Annotated in this window: 12 protein-coding genes; 3 read left to right on the top strand and 9 right to left on the bottom strand. The window is 65.7% G+C overall.

All coding sequences use genetic code 11. The features are described 5' to 3' along the window. Window positions 1-2: 2 nt before the first annotated feature. The 4 genes from infB to V8Z74_RS21215 all read right to left on the bottom strand — a co-directional run bounded on the left by infB (window position 3) and on the right by V8Z74_RS21215 (window position 5,633). Complete coding sequence (gene infB / locus V8Z74_RS21230) at window positions 3-2,849, bottom strand: translation initiation factor IF-2 (protein ID WP_349711057.1); 2,847 nt, start codon at window positions 2,847-2,849, stop codon at window positions 3-5. A 23-nt stretch (window positions 2,850-2,872) separates the two neighbouring features. Beyond that, window positions 2,873-4,360, bottom strand: a complete 1,488-nt coding sequence (gene nusA / locus V8Z74_RS21225; RefSeq protein ID WP_066470324.1) for a transcription termination factor NusA — start codon at window positions 4,358-4,360, stop codon at window positions 2,873-2,875. 84 nt (window positions 4,361-4,444) lie between these two features. After that, on the bottom strand, window positions 4,445-5,038 hold the full coding sequence (gene rimP, locus V8Z74_RS21220; RefSeq protein ID WP_066470327.1) for a ribosome maturation factor RimP: 594 nt from the start codon (window positions 5,036-5,038) through the stop codon (window positions 4,445-4,447). 199 nt (window positions 5,039-5,237) lie between these two features. Further along, window positions 5,238-5,633 carry a thioredoxin family protein gene (locus V8Z74_RS21215; protein WP_502879588.1) on the bottom strand — a complete coding sequence of 132 codons (396 nt, stop codon included), beginning with the start codon at window positions 5,631-5,633 and terminating at the stop codon, window positions 5,238-5,240. 351 nt (window positions 5,634-5,984) lie between these two features. On the opposite strand from V8Z74_RS21215, the gene V8Z74_RS21210 reads away from it, so the two are divergent. Further along, window positions 5,985-6,956: a DnaJ C-terminal domain-containing protein gene (locus V8Z74_RS21210; protein WP_349711056.1), complete on the top strand. Its 972-nt coding sequence runs from the start codon at window positions 5,985-5,987 to the stop codon at window positions 6,954-6,956. Between the two features lie 11 nt (window positions 6,957-6,967). Continuing rightward, entirely contained in the window at window positions 6,968-7,309 is a 342-nt protein-coding gene (locus V8Z74_RS21205) for a chaperone modulator CbpM (RefSeq protein ID WP_349711055.1), read from the top strand. A 240-nt stretch (window positions 7,310-7,549) separates the two neighbouring features. On the opposite strand, the gene V8Z74_RS21200 is transcribed toward V8Z74_RS21205, so the two are convergent. The 5 genes from V8Z74_RS21200 to V8Z74_RS21180 form a co-directional block, all read right to left on the bottom strand. Beyond that, a complete protein-coding gene (locus V8Z74_RS21200) occupies window positions 7,550-7,711 on the bottom strand; it encodes a hypothetical protein (RefSeq protein ID WP_169798035.1) in 162 nt (53 codons plus the stop codon). A 211-nt stretch (window positions 7,712-7,922) separates the two neighbouring features. After that, on the bottom strand, window positions 7,923-9,596 hold the full coding sequence (locus V8Z74_RS21195) for an ABC transporter ATP-binding protein (RefSeq protein WP_349711054.1): 1,674 nt from the start codon (window positions 9,594-9,596) through the stop codon (window positions 7,923-7,925). Continuing rightward, window positions 9,593-10,690 carry an ABC transporter permease gene (locus V8Z74_RS21190; protein ID WP_349711078.1) on the bottom strand — a complete coding sequence of 366 codons (1,098 nt, stop codon included), beginning with the start codon at window positions 10,688-10,690 and terminating at the stop codon, window positions 9,593-9,595. The genes V8Z74_RS21195 and V8Z74_RS21190 overlap by 4 nt, the downstream gene beginning before the upstream one ends. Window positions 10,691-10,790: 100 nt before the next feature. Further along, window positions 10,791-11,819 (bottom strand): microcin C ABC transporter permease YejB, encoded by a 1,029-nt coding sequence (locus V8Z74_RS21185; protein WP_349711053.1) that lies wholly within the window; start codon window positions 11,817-11,819, stop codon window positions 10,791-10,793. A gap of 131 nt (window positions 11,820-11,950) precedes the next feature. Then, window positions 11,951-13,771, bottom strand: coding sequence for an extracellular solute-binding protein (locus V8Z74_RS21180; RefSeq protein ID WP_349711052.1), 1,821 nt, complete (start codon window positions 13,769-13,771; stop codon window positions 11,951-11,953). Between the two features lie 224 nt (window positions 13,772-13,995). Between V8Z74_RS21180 and fabI the strand changes: the two genes are divergently transcribed. Next, window positions 13,996-14,796, top strand: a complete 801-nt coding sequence (fabI, locus tag V8Z74_RS21175; protein WP_349711051.1) for an enoyl-ACP reductase FabI — start codon at window positions 13,996-13,998, stop codon at window positions 14,794-14,796. The last annotated feature ends 108 nt before the right edge of the window (window positions 14,797-14,904 follow it).

The raw sequence follows: 14,904 nt of genomic DNA, 5'->3' as shown, positions 1-14,904 counted from the left end.
GATTACAGCGTACGCGCGATTTCCTTGATCTCGAACACTTCGAGCATATCGCCTTCGCGGATGTCGTTGTAGTTCTTGAGCTTGATACCGCACTCGAAGCCTTCCTTGACCTCGCGGACGTCGTCCTTCATGCGGCGCAGCGACTCGATCTCGCCCGTGTAGATGACCACGTTGTCGCGCAGCAGGCGGAAATGCGCGTTGCGGGTGACATGGCCCTGCGTGACGTAGGAGCCGGCCACCGTGCCGATCTTGGAGGCCACGAACACGGTGCGGATCTCGGCCATGCCGATGATCTCCTCGCGCTTCTCGGGCGCCAGCATGCCGGACATGGCCGCCTTCACCTCATCCACGGCGTCGTAGATGATGTTGTAGTAGCGGATGTCCACGTCGTTGCCTTCGGCCGTCTTGCGGGCCTGGGCGTCTGCACGCACGTTGAAGCCGATGATGATGGCCTTGGAAGCCAGCGCCAGGTTGACGTCCGATTCCGAGATGCCGCCCACGCCGGAGTACACCAGCTGGACCTTGATCTCGTCGGTGGACAGCTTGAGCAGCGAGGCGGCCAGCGCTTCCTGCGAACCCTGCATGTCGGCCTTGATGATGATGGGCAGCGTCTGCACATCGCCAGCGGACATCTCGGCAAACATGTTCTCCAGCTTGGCAGCCTGCTGCTTGGCCAGCTTGGTGTTGCGGAACTTGCCGGCGCGGTAGGTCGCGATTTCGCGGGCACGGCGTTCGTCGCTCAGCACCATGAAGTCGTCACCGGCCTGAGGCACTTCGGACAGGCCCTGGATTTCCACGGGGATCGACGGACCGGCTTCCTTGGTCTGCTTGCCGTCTTCGTCCAGCATGGCGCGCACGCGGCCATAGGTCTGGCCGGCCAGCACCACGTCGCCCACCTTCAGCGTACCGGACTGCACCAGCACCGTGGCCACGGTACCGCGGCCCTTGTCCAGCTGGGCTTCGATCACGATACCCTTGGCGGCGGCATCCACCGGCGCCTTGAGTTCCAGCACTTCGGCCTGCAGCAGCACCTGCTCGAGCAGTTCGTCGATGCCCTGGCCGGTCTTGGAGGACACGGCCACGAACGGCGAGTCGCCGCCGTATTCCTCCGGCACCACCTCTTCCACGACCAGCTCCTGCTTGACACGCTCGGGGTTGGCTTCAGGCTTGTCGGCCTTGGTGATGGCCACCACGATGGGAACGCCGGCCGCCTTGGCGTGCTTGATGGCTTCCTTGGTCTGGGGCATCACGCCGTCGTCGGCAGCGGCCACCAGGATCACGATGTCGGTGGACTGGGCACCGCGGGCACGCATGGCCGTGAAAGCCTCGTGGCCGGGGGTGTCCAGGAAGGTGATGATGCCGCGCGGCGTTTCCACGTGGTAGGCACCGATGTGCTGCGTGATGCCGCCGGCTTCGCCCGACGCCACCTTGGTGCGGCGGATGTAGTCCAGCAGCGAGGTCTTGCCGTGGTCCACGTGGCCCATCACGGTCACCACGGGAGCGCGCGGCAGCTGCTCGGCTTCGGCGCTGGAGACTTCCTCGGCCGTGAAGGCCTCGGGATCATCCAGTGCCGCGACCTTGGCGGTGTGCCCCATTTCCTCGACCACGATCATGGCCGTGTCCTGGTCCAGCGGCTGGTTGATCGTGACCATCTGGCCCATCTTCATCAGCACCTTGATGACCTCGGATGCCTTGATGGACATCTTGTGGGCCAGTTCGGCCACGGTAATGGTCTCGGGCACATGCACTTCGATGGCACGGAATTCGGCCGGTGCGTGCTGCTGGTTCTGCTGGTCGTCGCCACGGCCGCGTCGGCCGCTCTTGGGGCCGCCGCGCCAGTTGGTGCGGCCACCCAGACCACCGGAGCTGTCGCCACGGGTCTTGATTTCCTTCTTCTTGCCTTCGCCAGCCCAGCTGGACGACAGCTTGGCCGACTTGACTTCCTTGCCGGCGCCGGCACCGGCACCGCCGCCAGTGCGGGCACCCGCGCCCGCAGTGGCGCCACCGGCCGTACCGGTAGCCTTGGGGGCATTCTTCTTGGCATCGGCGGCCGCAGGCGCCGCGGCAGCCTTCTTGGGCTCCTCGGGCTTCTTGGCGACCAGCACCTTCTTGGGCGCGGCCATCATGGCGCGGATGGCTTCAGCCTCCGCCAGGGCCTTGCGGCGGCGCTCGTCCAGATCCTTGGCGCGCGAAGCTTCCTCCTCGGCGCGAGCCTTGGATTCGGCTTCCGCCTTGGCGCGGGCCTCGGCCTGTGCAGCCTGGCGGGCAGCCGTTTCGGCAGCATGCTCGCGCTGGGCTTCTTCCTTGACGCGATTGGCTTCTGCAGCCTTGGCAGCCTCGGCGGCTGCATAGGCTGCAGCCCGTTCCTCGGCTTCGCGCTCGCGGCGCTCGCGCTCTTCGCGCTCTTGACGTTCCTTGGCCAATTCTTCTTCCTGATGGCGCAACTGCTCAACCTGCTGGCGAGCCTGTTCTTCACGACGGGCCAGCTCCTGGGCCGCCGCGCGTTCCTGCACTGCCTTGGCCATGCTTTCGGCATTGGCCTGGGCTTCTGCGGGCGTGTCTTCCCGCTTCACGAAAGTGCGCTTCTTGCGCACTTCCACCTGGATGGTGCGTGCACGGCCCGAGGCGTCGGCCTGCTTGATCTCGCTCGTGGACTTCTTGGTCAGCGTGATCTTCTTGCCGCCGCCATGGCTGGCCTGCAGATGGCTGAGCAGGCGCTGCTTGTCGCTGTCCGTCAGCGTGTCGCCGGCACCACCCTTGTCCACCCCGGCCGCCTTGAGCTGCTGCAGCAAGGTATCAGGGGTCGTGTTGCGCTCTTTCGCAAACTCTGCAACCGTATTACTCGACATATATGCTCTGAACCTCCCTGACCTTACTCTTGCCCATCGGCAAACCAGTGCTCGCGTGCCTTCATGATCAGCGCCTTGGCCTCATCGGCGGTCTGTCCGGTGATATCGGTCAGCTCGTCGATGGCCAGGTCGGCCAGATCGTCACGGGTATGCACACCTGCCTGCGCCAGCTTGTCCACCAGTTCAGGCGTGATGCCTTCCAGTGCCAGCAGATCCTGGGATGCCTTGCTCACATTTTCCTCGCGTGCGATTTCCTGTGTCAGCAATGCATCCTTGGCCCGGCTACGCAGTTCGTTCACCGTCTCTTCGTCGAATGCTTCGATCTCGAGCATTTCCTGCAGCGGCACATAGGCCACTTCTTCCAGGGTCTCGAAACCTTCATCGATCAGGATGTTGGCGATTTCCTCGTCCACATCCAGATTCTTCATGAACAGCTCACGGGCCACTGCGGACTCGTCAGCCTGTTTCTGTGCCGACTCGGCGGCATCCATGATGTTGATCTTCCAGCCGGTCAGCTCGGACGCCAGGCGCACGTTCTGGCCGCCGCGGCCGATGGCGATGGCAAGGTTCTCTTCATCCACCACCACGTCCATGGCATGCTTTTCCTCGTCCACCACGATGGACGAGACATTGGCCGGAGCCAGCGCACCGATGACGAACTGGGCCGGGTCCTCGGACCACAGCACGATGTCCACGCGCTCGCCGGCCAGCTCGTTGGTCACGGCATTCACACGCGTGCCGCGCACGCCCACGCAGGTGCCGATCGGGTCCACGCGCTTGTCGTGGGAGAGCACGGCGATCTTGGCGCGCGAACCGGCATCGCGGGCGCAGCTCTTGATCTCCAGCAGGCCCTGCTCGATCTCGGGCACTTCGTTGCGGAACAGCTCCACCATGAATTCGGGCGCCGAGCGCGACAGGATGATGGGGGCGCCGCGCAGCGTGGCGTCCACCTCCATGATCATGGCGCGCACGCGGTCGCCGTTGCGCAGATTTTCCTTGGGGATCATCTCGCTGCGGCGCAGGCGGCCTTCCACACGGCCGGACTCGACGATGATGTCGCCCTTGTCCATGCGCTTGACCGTGCCGGTGAAGATTTTTTCGCCACGGGCCAGGAATTCGTTGAGCAGCATCTCGCGCTCGGCATCGCGGATCTTCTGCAGGATGACCTGCTTGGCAGCCATGGCGCCGATGCGGCCGATGGGCAGCGACTCGACCTGCTCCTCGATGAACTCACCCACCTGGATGCCGGGCACGCGCTCTTCGGCGTCCATCAGCATTTCTTCGGCATCCGGGTTCTGCAGGCCGGCATCGTCGGGCACCACCACCCAGCGACGGAAGGTGTCGTATTCACCGCTGTCGCGATCAATGGCCACGCGGATGTCTACCTCACCCTGGTACAGCTTCTTCGTGGCCTGGGCCAGTGCGGATTCCACGGCACCGAACACCACATCGCGTTCCACGTTCTTTTCACGCGAAATGGCTTCTACCAACATCAACAGTTCGCGATTCATGCGACGACTCTCCTATTTCAATCACACAAAGAGGTCTCTGGTTCCAGCCTCTTTGCCCCTACGATCCGACACAAAGGCCCTGCCTCAAACCGGCTTGGCCGCGCGCCCTTTGAAATTCACAATCGGAGCCAAACGTGCTTCCTTGAGCTCGTCCAGCGTAAAACCCAGTGCCTGCAATGGCGCCGGCTCGCGCTTCTTGCTCACGCGCTGGCCCGGCTTGACCGGCGGCTCGTCGCTCCAGACGATCTGCCAGCCGCCCTCTTCGGTGCGCTCCAGCGTGCCGCGGAATTTCTTGCGATTGGCGCTGATCTTGTCGCCGCCGGCAGCGCCGATGGGCTCCTTGAGCGTCAGGTCCACCACCTCGCCTTCGAAGCGTATGAAATCCTGTTCATGGCGCAGCAGGCGGTCGATGCCCGGGGACGAGACTTCCAGGCGGGCATAGTCCACGCCATCGACCTCCAGCGCGAACTGCAACTGGCGCGTCACCTTCTCGCAGTCTTCCACGGTCACGAACTGTTCGGGAGCCATCCCCTCGGGCTGCACGGGCGCGCCTTCCACCGGCGCCTGCCAAGGCAAATCAATTGTGATGCGCAGTAGACCGCCCGCAGAGCGCTCTATCTCTACCAGGTCATAGCCCAGACCTGTTACGGTTTGTTCAACGATTTGCTGTAGTGCCACGTGTAATCAGTTCAGTCCCGAAATGCCCGGCCATCGATTCCAGTGCCCAGGCCTGCGCCTCATGCGCAAGGCCTGCCTGGCGATCACCAAACAATTGCCCAAAAAAAACGGGCGGTGTGTACCCGCCCGTTTGGTCGTGAAGTCGCAATTGTATCCTCAAACGGCCGTTTTCGCAAAAATGCTTTGCACAAAACGGCGCTCAGCGCAAGACTTCATCCAGGTCCTGCGCCGCCTGCACGCGCGCCAGCAATTGCTGGGCCTCGGCCGCATCGGCAGGACGCGCCGCCGGGTCGTCGGGCAGCGCCTGCAGCATGCGCGCCAGCACCTGCGCCTGGGGCAGAACTGGGCCGAGAAAGCGCGCCTTGCCGCCCTGCGCCACCAGCACGGAGGGAAAAGTCTCGATATCCAGATCGCCGGCCACGTCCTCGCGGTCTTCCACATCCAGCCAGACAAAGCGCATCTGCGGGAACTGGGATGCCAGCGCCTCGAAAGGCTGCTGGTATTGCTTGCAGGTGCCGCACCATGCGGCGCACAGGCACACCACCAGCCATTCGCCCGATTGCGGCGCCTGCTGCTTCATCTGTTGCTCCGGCATGGCGTCGCCGCCCTTTTCCTGCATGGAATCTCCTGTAGAACCTGTACAGCCAGGAAAGCCGCCGCCTGCGGCGAAAAAGCGCCTCGCTCCTGCCGGGCCGGATCGGCCGTTTCCTGTTCACGCCATGCGACGGCTTCGCATGGCAAGCCAGGATGGTAGCCGCTAATCAATACATGGCGCGGCCATCCGGCATTGGCGCCGCACCCATTGCGGGGCGCAATGCTTGAACCCTGGCTCTTATGCCCCATTCTTTCTCTATAGTGAAAGGCGCGGCCGCAAAACCGGACACCGCCCATGCGGTGGCCGGCTGCGGTGCGTCGAGATTTCTTGGGCTCAAAGATTGGTGACTCCATGGATTACAAGGACTACTATCGGATACTTGGCGTGGACAAGAAAGCCTCCGCCGAGGACATCAAGAAGGCCTACCGCAAGCTGGCCCGCAAATACCATCCCGACATCAGCAAGGAGGCCGACGCGGCCGCGCGCATGGCCGAGGTCAACGAGGCCAACGCCGTGCTGTCCGACCCCGAAAAGCGCGCCGCCTACGATGCGCTGGGTGAAGCACCCCGGCATGCGGGCGCAGGTGCCGGCAACGGCGCGGGCTTTCAGCCGCCGCCGGGCTGGGACCAGCAGGGCTTTCATTTCCACAGCGAAGGCACGGGTCCGAACGGGGATGCGGACTTCAGCGACTTCTTCTCGCAGATGTTCGGCCAGGCCGCGCGCGCGCGGCGCAGCCATGGCGGCCATGCCGCACCGGATATGCGCGGCCAGGACCAGCATGCCAGCATCGAGCTGGACCTGGCGGACAGCTACAGCGGTGCCTTGCGCTCGCTGCACCTGCGCACCACGGTGCTCGACGAGCAGGGTCTGCCCACCTACAAGGACAAGGAATTGCAGGTCAGCATTCCCAAGGGCGTGCGCGAAGGCCAGATGATCCGCCTGGCCGGCCAGGGCAACCCCGGCCTGGGCAAGGGCGGGCCGGGCGATCTGCTGCTGGAGGTGCACTTCCGCAGCGATCCGCGCTGGTGGAGCGAAGGCAAGGACGTCTACCAGCGCGTACCACTGGCACCCTGGGAGGCGGAGCTGGGCGGGCCCATTCCGTTCAAGACGCTGGCGGGCGAGCTGGAAGTCACCGTGCCCGCGGGCTACCGCTCGGGGCGCAAGCTGCGCATCAAGGGCAAGGGCCTGCCCTCGGTCACGCCGGGCGATCTGTATCTGGTGCTGGACGTGGTGTTTCCGCCCGCCACGAACGCCGCGCAGAAACAGGCATACGCCGACTTCGCCAAGGCCTTCCCCGGCTTTGATGCCCGCAGTCTGAGCTGAAAGGCAAACCGATGAGCTCCACCAACCACTACCCCTTCTACGAACCCGCAGAACTGCTGGACCTCGCGGCCCTGAGCCTGCAGGATCTGGCCCGCCATTGCCGCACCAGCCCGCAATGGGTGATCGAGCATGTGCAGACCGGCGTCATCCGCTACGACAACGAGGATGCGGGCAGCCCCGCGCAGATCACCGCCGAGCAGTGGCGCTTCAGCAGCCAGACACTGGTACGGGCACGCCGCATTGCCCAGCTGGAGCACAGCTTCGACGCCGACCCGCAACTGGCCGCGCTGACCACGGACCTGATCGAGGAAGTGCACCAGCTGCGCCGGCAGCTCAAGGCCCTGAAGCGCTGAGGCGAAACACCGCCCGAGCCGCTCGCCCGGGCCTCCATGCGCTGCGCGCCACGGGAGGGAACATGCGGGCGGCCGGCACAGGCTCCTGCCGCCCGCCACGGCCTGGCGAGCCCAGCTTCATGGGCCGCGGGCAGTAGCTCCACGAATCACCGATTCCGGCCGGCCCAACAAAAAGCCCCGGGAGCCTGGCTCCCGGGGCTTTTGCGTCGATGGCTGCCGGCAGGGCCGGCATGCCGCCGATCAACCGTGGCGCTTGCCAGGGTTCTTCTTGGTGTGGGTGTGCGCGCCGCGGGCACGGCTCACGCGCTGGCCACGGCCGGGCGTGGGCAGGGTCACGCCATTGGGTGCCTGGGGACGGGGAGTGGCTTTGCGGTCAGCTTCGGTAACGATCTTGTTGCCCATGTCGAATTCTCTACTTGGAAGTTGCGGAAGGTTGGAAACCTTCGATTAGGCCATATCCAGAGCAAGCGCGCCGGAAAAACACTGACTTTCCCATGTGGATTCCTGTGCATCGCATGCAAAACTCCTGAAAATATAGCTGCTTGCGCATTTATTTCCTAGATTTCAGATCTATTTCACCCTGTATTTATTGATTGACAAGCGAAAGCAGCTATCAATTTAAAGATTCCGGCGCCAGTCCTTCTTGCGGCAAGCCCGCTGCCTGCACCAGCTTGCGCGTGTAGGCCTCGCGCGGCGCACCCAGCACCTGCTGCACGCTGCCCGCTTCCACCACCGCGCCCTCCTTCATCACCATCACGTCGTGGGCCATGGCGCGGATCACGTCCACATCGTGGGTGATGAGCAGATAGGCCAGTCCTCTTTGCCTTTGCAGCTGCTGCAGCAGGCGCAGCACCTGCTGCTGGATGGTGACGTCGAGCGCGCTGGTCGGCTCGTCCAGCACCAGCAGCTCGGGCTCCACGATCAGGGCCCGCGCAATGGCCAGGCGCTGGCGCTGGCCGCCCGAGAATTCATGCGGATAGCGCGACAGCAGCCCCGGGAACTGGCTGTCCGTCAGGCCCACGGCGCGCAGCATGGCCACGACCTTGGCGCGGCGCGCCGAAGCGCTCAGCTGCGGCGCATGCACCTGCAGGCCCTCGGCCACGATGTCCTCCACCGTCAGGCGCGGCGACAGCGAGGAAAACGGATCCTGGAACACCACCTGCACCTTGCGGCGCAGGCTGCGGTTGTGCGGCACGTTGCGCGATGCGGGCTGCTGCCAGGCCTGGCCCGCGACGCGCAACTCGCCCTCGTGCGCCAGCAGCCCGAGCACGGCCTGGGCCAGCGTGGACTTGCCCGAGCCCGACTCCCCCACCACGCCCAGCGTGCGCCCGGGCTGCAGCTGCACGTCGGCGCCCTGCACGGCCACGAAGCGCCCCTGGCGAAACCAGCCCTTCACGCCGGCCAGCGGCACCGGATAGCTCACGCGCAAGCCCCGGCCTTCCAGCACGGGCGCCGCCCCGGGGTCCGCCGGCGTCTCGACCACATCGCGCTGCGGCGTGCTGGCCAGCAGCTTGCGCGTATAGGGGTGGACAGGCGCAGCCATCACCTCGGCCACCGGCCCCTGCTCCACCAGCACGCCCTGCTCCATCACGGCCACGCGGTCGGCAAAGCGGCGCACCAGGTTCAGGTCGTGCGTGATCATGAGCACGGCCATGCCTGTCTGGCGCTGCAGATCGCCGAGCAGATCCAGGATCTGGCCGCGCAGCGTCACATCCAGCGCCGTGGTCGGCTCGTCGGCCAGCAGCAGCCGGGGGCTGCTGGCCAGCGCCATGGCGATCATGGCGCGCTGCCGCTGGCCGCCGCTCAGCTGGTGGGCATAGGCCTGGGCGCGCCGCGCGGGCTCGGGAATGCCGGTGGTGGCCAGCAGCTCCACGGCCTGGCGCAGCGCCTGGGCCCGGCTCAGGCCCTGCTTGAGCTGCAGCACCTCGGCGATCTGCGCCCCCATGGTCATCAGCGGGTTGAGCGCCGTCATCGGCTCCTGGAAGATCATGGCCATGTCGCCGCCGCGCACGCGCTGCATCTGGCGCTCGCTCATGGCCAGCAGGTTCTGGCCGTTGAAATAGGCCCAGCCGGAGAGCTTGGCATCGCCGGCCAGCCGCAGCAGCGAAAGCGCGGTGACGGTCTTGCCCGAGCCGGATTCGCCCACCAGCGCCAGCTTCTGGCCCGCGGCGAGATCGAAGCTGACGTTGTGCACCACCTTCTTGCCGGCGAATTCCACCCCCAGGCTGCGCACCGACAGCAGCGGCATCTGCGCGGCGCCGGCCGTCTTGTTCGGAATCTGGTTCATGCCGGCTCCCTGGCTGCATCGGCGCCCTGCGGCGCGGCAGCCGGCGTGCCGGCGGCCTTGCGCGGGTCCAGCGCGTCGCGCAGCGCGTCGCCCATGAAGGTCAGCAGCAGCAGCGTGACGACCAGCACCGCGAAGGTGGTCAGCGAGATCCACCAGGCATCGATATTGTTCTTGCCCTGGGACAGCAGCTCGCCCAGGCTGGGCGTGCCGGGCGGAACGCCCAGGCCCAGGAAGTCCAGCGAGGTCAGCGCCAGAATGGCCGCGCTCATGCGGAACGGCAAAAAGGTGACCACGGGCGTCATGCTGTTGGGCAGGATGTGGCGCCTGATGATCTGCCAGTTGCTCACGCCCAGGGCGCGCGCGGATTTCACATAGTCGAGCTGGCGGTTGCGCAGGAATTCGGCGCGCACATAGTCGGACAGGCCCATCCAGCCGAACAGCGACAGCAGCACCAGCAGCAGCGAGACGCTGGGGGCGAACACGGCGCTGAAGATGATGAGCAGGTACAGCTCGGGCATGGAGCCCCAGATCTCGATGAAGCGCTGGAAGGCCAGGTCGGTACGGCCGCCGAAGAAGCCCTGGATCGCTCCCGTGACCACGCCCAGCGCCACGCCGATGGCCGTCAGCGCCAGCGCGAACAGCACGCTGACGCGAAAGCCGTAGATCAGCTGGGCCAGCAGGTCGCGCCCGCGGTCGTCCGTGCCCAGCCAGTTGGCGCGCGACGGCGCCGAGGGGTTGGGCTCCTGGGCAAAGTAGTTCAGCGTACCGGGGCCATAGGGGTTGAGCGTGAACACGGCCCAGTTGTCGCCGGCGGTCAGGCGGTCGCGGATATACGGGTCCAGGTAGTCGGCCGGCGTCTCGAAATCGCCGCCGAAGGTTTTTTCCGGATAGTCGTTCCACAGCGGCCAGTAGGTCCGGCCTTCGTAGTGCACCACAAGCGGCCGGTCGTTGCTGATCAGCTCGGCGCCCAGGCTCAGCACCACCATCACGCAAAACAGCAACAGGCTCCAGTAGCCCAGGCGGTTGCGCCGAAAGCGCAGCCAGGCGCGCCTGCCCGGCGACAGCGAGGCCGGCGCGGCCGGCGATGCGGACACGAGGGCGGCATCCTCGTTCGAGCCGTCGCGGCCATGGGCCTTCCCGGCCGCGGGCGGCCGGCGGCCGGAGGACAGGCGGCCATGGGCCGAATCGGGAGGGTCAATCAAACTTGACACGCGGATCCACCCAGACATAGCAAAGATCGCTGACCAGCTTGGTCACCAGACCGATCAGCGTGAACAGGAACAAGGTGCCCAGCACCACGGGATAGTCGCGCCGGATCACGCTCTCGTAGCTGAGCAGGCCCAGGCCGTCGAGCGAGAACAGGGTCTCGATCAACAGGGATCCTGTGAAGAAGGCGCCGATGAAGGCCGCGGGGAAGCCCGTCACGATGGGGATCAGCGCATTGCGCAGCACATGGCCGTAGAGCACCTGGCGCTCCGACAGGCCCTTGGCCCGGGCCGTCAGCACGTACTGCTTGCGGATTTCCTCGAGAAAGGCATTCTTGGTCAGCATGGCCGTGACGGCAAAGCTGCCCGCCACCATGGCGATCACCGGCAAGGTGATGTGCCACAGGTAGTCGGCGATGCGCGCCCCCCAGCCCAGCTCCTCCCAGTTGGCCGAAGTCAGGCCGCGCAGCGGAAACCATTGCAGCTGCCCGCCGAAGATCACCAGCAGCGCCACGCCGAGCACAAAGCCCGGAATCGCATAGCCCACCAGGATCAGCAGCGTGGTGGCCAGGTCGAAGCGCGAGCCCGCGCGCACGGCCTTGGCAATGCCCAGCGGCACGGCCACCAGGTAGCTGATGAAGAAGGTCCACAGCCCCAGGCTGGCCGAGACGGGCAGCTTTTCCTTGATCAGCTGCCACACTTCCTTGTTCTGGAAGAAGCTGCGCCCCAGATCGAACCGCGCGAACTGGCCCAGCATCTGCAGAAAGCGCACATGGGCCGGCTTGTCGAAACCGTACAGCGCCTTGATCTGCTCGATGCGCTGCGGGTCCACCCCCTGGGCGCCGCGATAGGCCATGCCGCCGCCCTCGGCCCCGCGGCCGATGCCGGCCTTGGCCTCGGCCAGGTATTGCTCGACCGGGCCGCCCGGCACGAACTGCACGACCACGAAAGTCATGAGCAGCACGCCCAGCAGGGTCGGCACCATCAACAACAAGCGCTTGAGTATGTAAGCCCACATAACATCGCATTATGTCCAGAGAGCTGCAGGCCACGGCGCAAGCCTGTGACGCTTTGCAACCCTATTGACAAGCTCGGCGGCAGGCCGCCCGCCCTGGCTGCCGAGACCATCACCAGGTGACGCCATGCCGCTCAGGGAGCCGGCGCCGTGCGCGGGGGCATGCGCGCCCACCAGGTATTGATCACCCAGGTCTCGCCCGGCGCATAGGCCGGCACCACGGCCGGGCGCACCAGGCGCCAGGAGTCGTACACCATGCGGTGCGTGCCCGCGCTCCATTGAGGAATCAGATAGTGGCCGGCGGCAATGATGCGGTCCAGCGCATGGCAGGCCGGCAGCAGCTCTTGCTCGGACTTGGCCTCGGTCATCTTCTTGATGATGGCATCGACCGCGGGATTCTTCACACCCGGGAAATTGCCCGCGCCCTCGGTGTCGGCAGAACGACTGCCGAACAGGTCGGCGAACTCCTGGCCGGGGTTGTTTGTGCCCTGGTAGGCGATGGAGATGATGTCGTAGTCGAACTTGTCCACGCGCTGCTGGTACAGCGCGAAGTCCACGGGACGAAAGCGCAGCCGTATGCCCAGCTTCTCGAGGTTGCGCATCCAGGGCGCCACCTGCCGGATGCCGCTTTCGCTGCTGTCCAGGTATTCCAGCTCCATGGCTTCGCCCCGGGCATTGCGCAGCACTCCGTCCTGCACGGTCCAGCCCGCGTCGCGCAGCAGCTGTTGCGCCTTGCGCAGGTTGTCGCGCAGGGTCTGGCCGCTGTCGGTGCGCGGCGGCTCGGTCATCAGGCCGAAGGCCGCTGCCGGAATATCCTTTTTCCAGGGCTCCATCAGCGCCAGCTCCCGGTCGTCGGGCATGCCATGGGTCTCGCAGGCCGTGTTGCCGAACAAGCCCTGCACGCGCTGGTAGGAGCCATAGAACATCTGGCGGTTCATCCATTCGAAGTCCAGGGCCAGGCCCAGGGCCTGGCGCACGCGCACGTCCTGCAGCAGGGGCCGGCGCGTATTGAGCACATAGCTCTGGAAGCCCGAGGGCAGGCGGTTAGCGAATTCGCCCTTGACCAGCTGTCCCGAGTCGAAACGCTTGCCATACAGACGCCGCGCCCAGTCGCCTGCGCTGAAAAACCGCATCAGGTCGAACTCGCCGGCCTTGAGCGCCTCCAGGCGGGCCGTGTTGTCGCGGTAGATCTTGACCGTGACATGGTCGAAATTGGCGGTACCCACGCGTACCGGCAGCTTTGCGCCCCAGTAGCCCGGGTCGCGCACATAGGTGATGTCCTTGCCGAAGCGCACCGGACCGATCCGGTACGGGCCGCTGCCGATGGGCACATCCGTCACCACCTGGTCGAAAGGCTTGGGCTTGCCGTTTTCCAGCCCCCAGTCGCGGCTGAAGACGGGCAGTGCGCCCACCACCAGCGGCAGCTCGCGGTTGGGCTGCTTGAAGCGAAAGCGCACCGTGCGCTCGTCAAGGACATCGACGCCGTCCACATCGACGAGCAGCGTCTTGTAGCCGGGCAGCGCATGGGGGCCGGTCAGCGTCTCGTAGCTGTGTCTGACGTCGGCGGCCGTCACCGGCTTGCCGTTGTGAAAGCGCGCCTGGGGCCGCAGCCGGAAGCTGGCCGACAGCCCGTCGGGCGCCACCGTCACATCCTCGGCCAGCAGGCCGTAGCCCGTGGCCGTTTCGTCCAGCGAAGGCGTCAGCAAGGTATCGAACATCAGCTCGGCCAGATAGGCCGGGGCCGATCCCTTGATCGTGAACGGGTTGTATTTGTCGAAGGTCGAGATGCGCAGATTGCTCACCAGCCGCAGTTCACCGCCCTTGGGCGCCTGCGGATTCACATAGGAGAAATGGGCGAATCCCGGCGGATACAGCGGCCTGCCCCAGAGGGCATAGGCATGGTCCGCCCAGGCCGGCGTGCCGGCCCAGGCGCCGGCAAGCAGCAGTGCGAGCACCGCACGCGGCCGGCGCAGTCTCGATCCGGGCCGGACTTCCGCCTCCGCCGCACGGCAGGCATGTCCGCTTGTCTGTGTAAGTCCTGTCAACCAATGGCGCATGCGACAATTCTGCCCCAGACGAGACACCGCCAATCTGGCGGACTCTGACGCCCGCCGGGCCCCGCATGGGCTGCCCGACCCGGGCGGAGCCAAATTCCACCTTTCTTTCTTGGAGAACAACAATGGGTTTTCTCGCCGGTAAAAAACTGCTGATCACGGGCGTTCTGTCCAATCGCTCCATTGCCTACGGCGTGGCCAAGGCCTGCCACCAGCAAGGCGCCGAGCTGGCTTTCAGCTATGTGGGCGAGCGCTTCAAGGACCGCATCACCGAATTTGCGGCCGAATTCGATTCCAAGCTGGTGTTCGACTGCGACGTGGGCGACGACGCCCAGATCGAGAAGCTGTTTGCCGACATCGGCACCACCTGGGGCAAGTTCGACGGCTTTCTGCACTCCATCGGCTTTGCGCCGCGCGAGGCCATTGCCGGCAACTTCCTGGACGGCCTGACGCGCGAGAATTTCAGGATCGCCCACGACATCAGCGCCTACAGCTTCCCGGCCATGGCCAAGGCGGCCCTGCCCTACCTGAACGACAAGTCCTCGCTGCTGACGCTGTCCTACCTGGGCGCGCTGCGCTCCATCCCCAACTACAACACCATGGGCCTGGCCAAGGCTTCGCTGGAAGCCTCCGTGCGCTACCTGGCCGAAGCCGTCGGCCGCACCGAGGACGGCCGCGCCATCCGCGCCAACGGCATTTCCGCCGGCCCGATCAAGACCCTGGCCGCCTCGGGCATCAAGGACTTCGGCAAGCTGCTGGGCCGCGTGGCCGACGCAGCCCCGCTGCGCCGCAACGTGACCATCGAGGACGTGGGCAACGTGGCCGCCTTCCTGTTCTCGGACCTGGCCTCGGGCGTGACCGCCGAAATCACCTATGTGGACGGCGGCTTCAGCCAGACGGCCGGCCTGTCCGCTGACCAGGTGTGAACTTGTAGCCCCCTGAGCCGCTGCGCGGCTCCCCCGAGGGGGACGGCAGCCTCGCGGCGGGGCGGCCCTTGCTTGCTGCCCCTCGCTGGGGCCGCGCCGGTTTTGGCC

It is taken from the genome of Comamonas sp. w2-DMI, assembly GCF_040187735.1.
Classification (GTDB): Bacteria; Pseudomonadota; Gammaproteobacteria; order Burkholderiales; family Burkholderiaceae_C; genus Comamonas; species Comamonas terrae.
Note: the sequence above shows the minus strand (reverse complement) of the source record. Positions and strands in the feature narration are given on the sequence as shown.

Coding starts and splice junctions, on each gene's coding strand:
- V8Z74_RS21210 (WP_349711056.1), top strand. CDS start 5,985: ATGGATTACAAGGACTACTATCGGATACTTGGCGTGGACAAGAAAGCC.
- fabI (WP_349711051.1), top strand. CDS start 13,996: ATGGGTTTTCTCGCCGGTAAAAAACTGCTGATCACGGGCGTTCTGTCC.
- nusA (WP_066470324.1), bottom strand. CDS start 4,360: ATGAATCGCGAACTGTTGATGTTGGTAGAAGCCATTTCGCGTGAAAAG.
- V8Z74_RS21185 (WP_349711053.1), bottom strand. CDS start 11,819: ATGTGGGCTTACATACTCAAGCGCTTGTTGTTGATGGTGCCGACCCTG.
- V8Z74_RS21205 (WP_349711055.1), top strand. CDS start 6,968: ATGAGCTCCACCAACCACTACCCCTTCTACGAACCCGCAGAACTGCTG.
- V8Z74_RS21195 (WP_349711054.1), bottom strand. CDS start 9,596: ATGAACCAGATTCCGAACAAGACGGCCGGCGCCGCGCAGATGCCGCTG.
- V8Z74_RS21215 (WP_502879588.1), bottom strand. CDS start 5,633: ATGCCGGAGCAACAGATGAAGCAGCAGGCGCCGCAATCGGGCGAATGG.
- infB (WP_349711057.1), bottom strand. CDS start 2,849: ATGTCGAGTAATACGGTTGCAGAGTTTGCGAAAGAGCGCAACACGACC.
- V8Z74_RS21200 (WP_169798035.1), bottom strand. CDS start 7,711: ATGGGCAACAAGATCGTTACCGAAGCTGACCGCAAAGCCACTCCCCGT.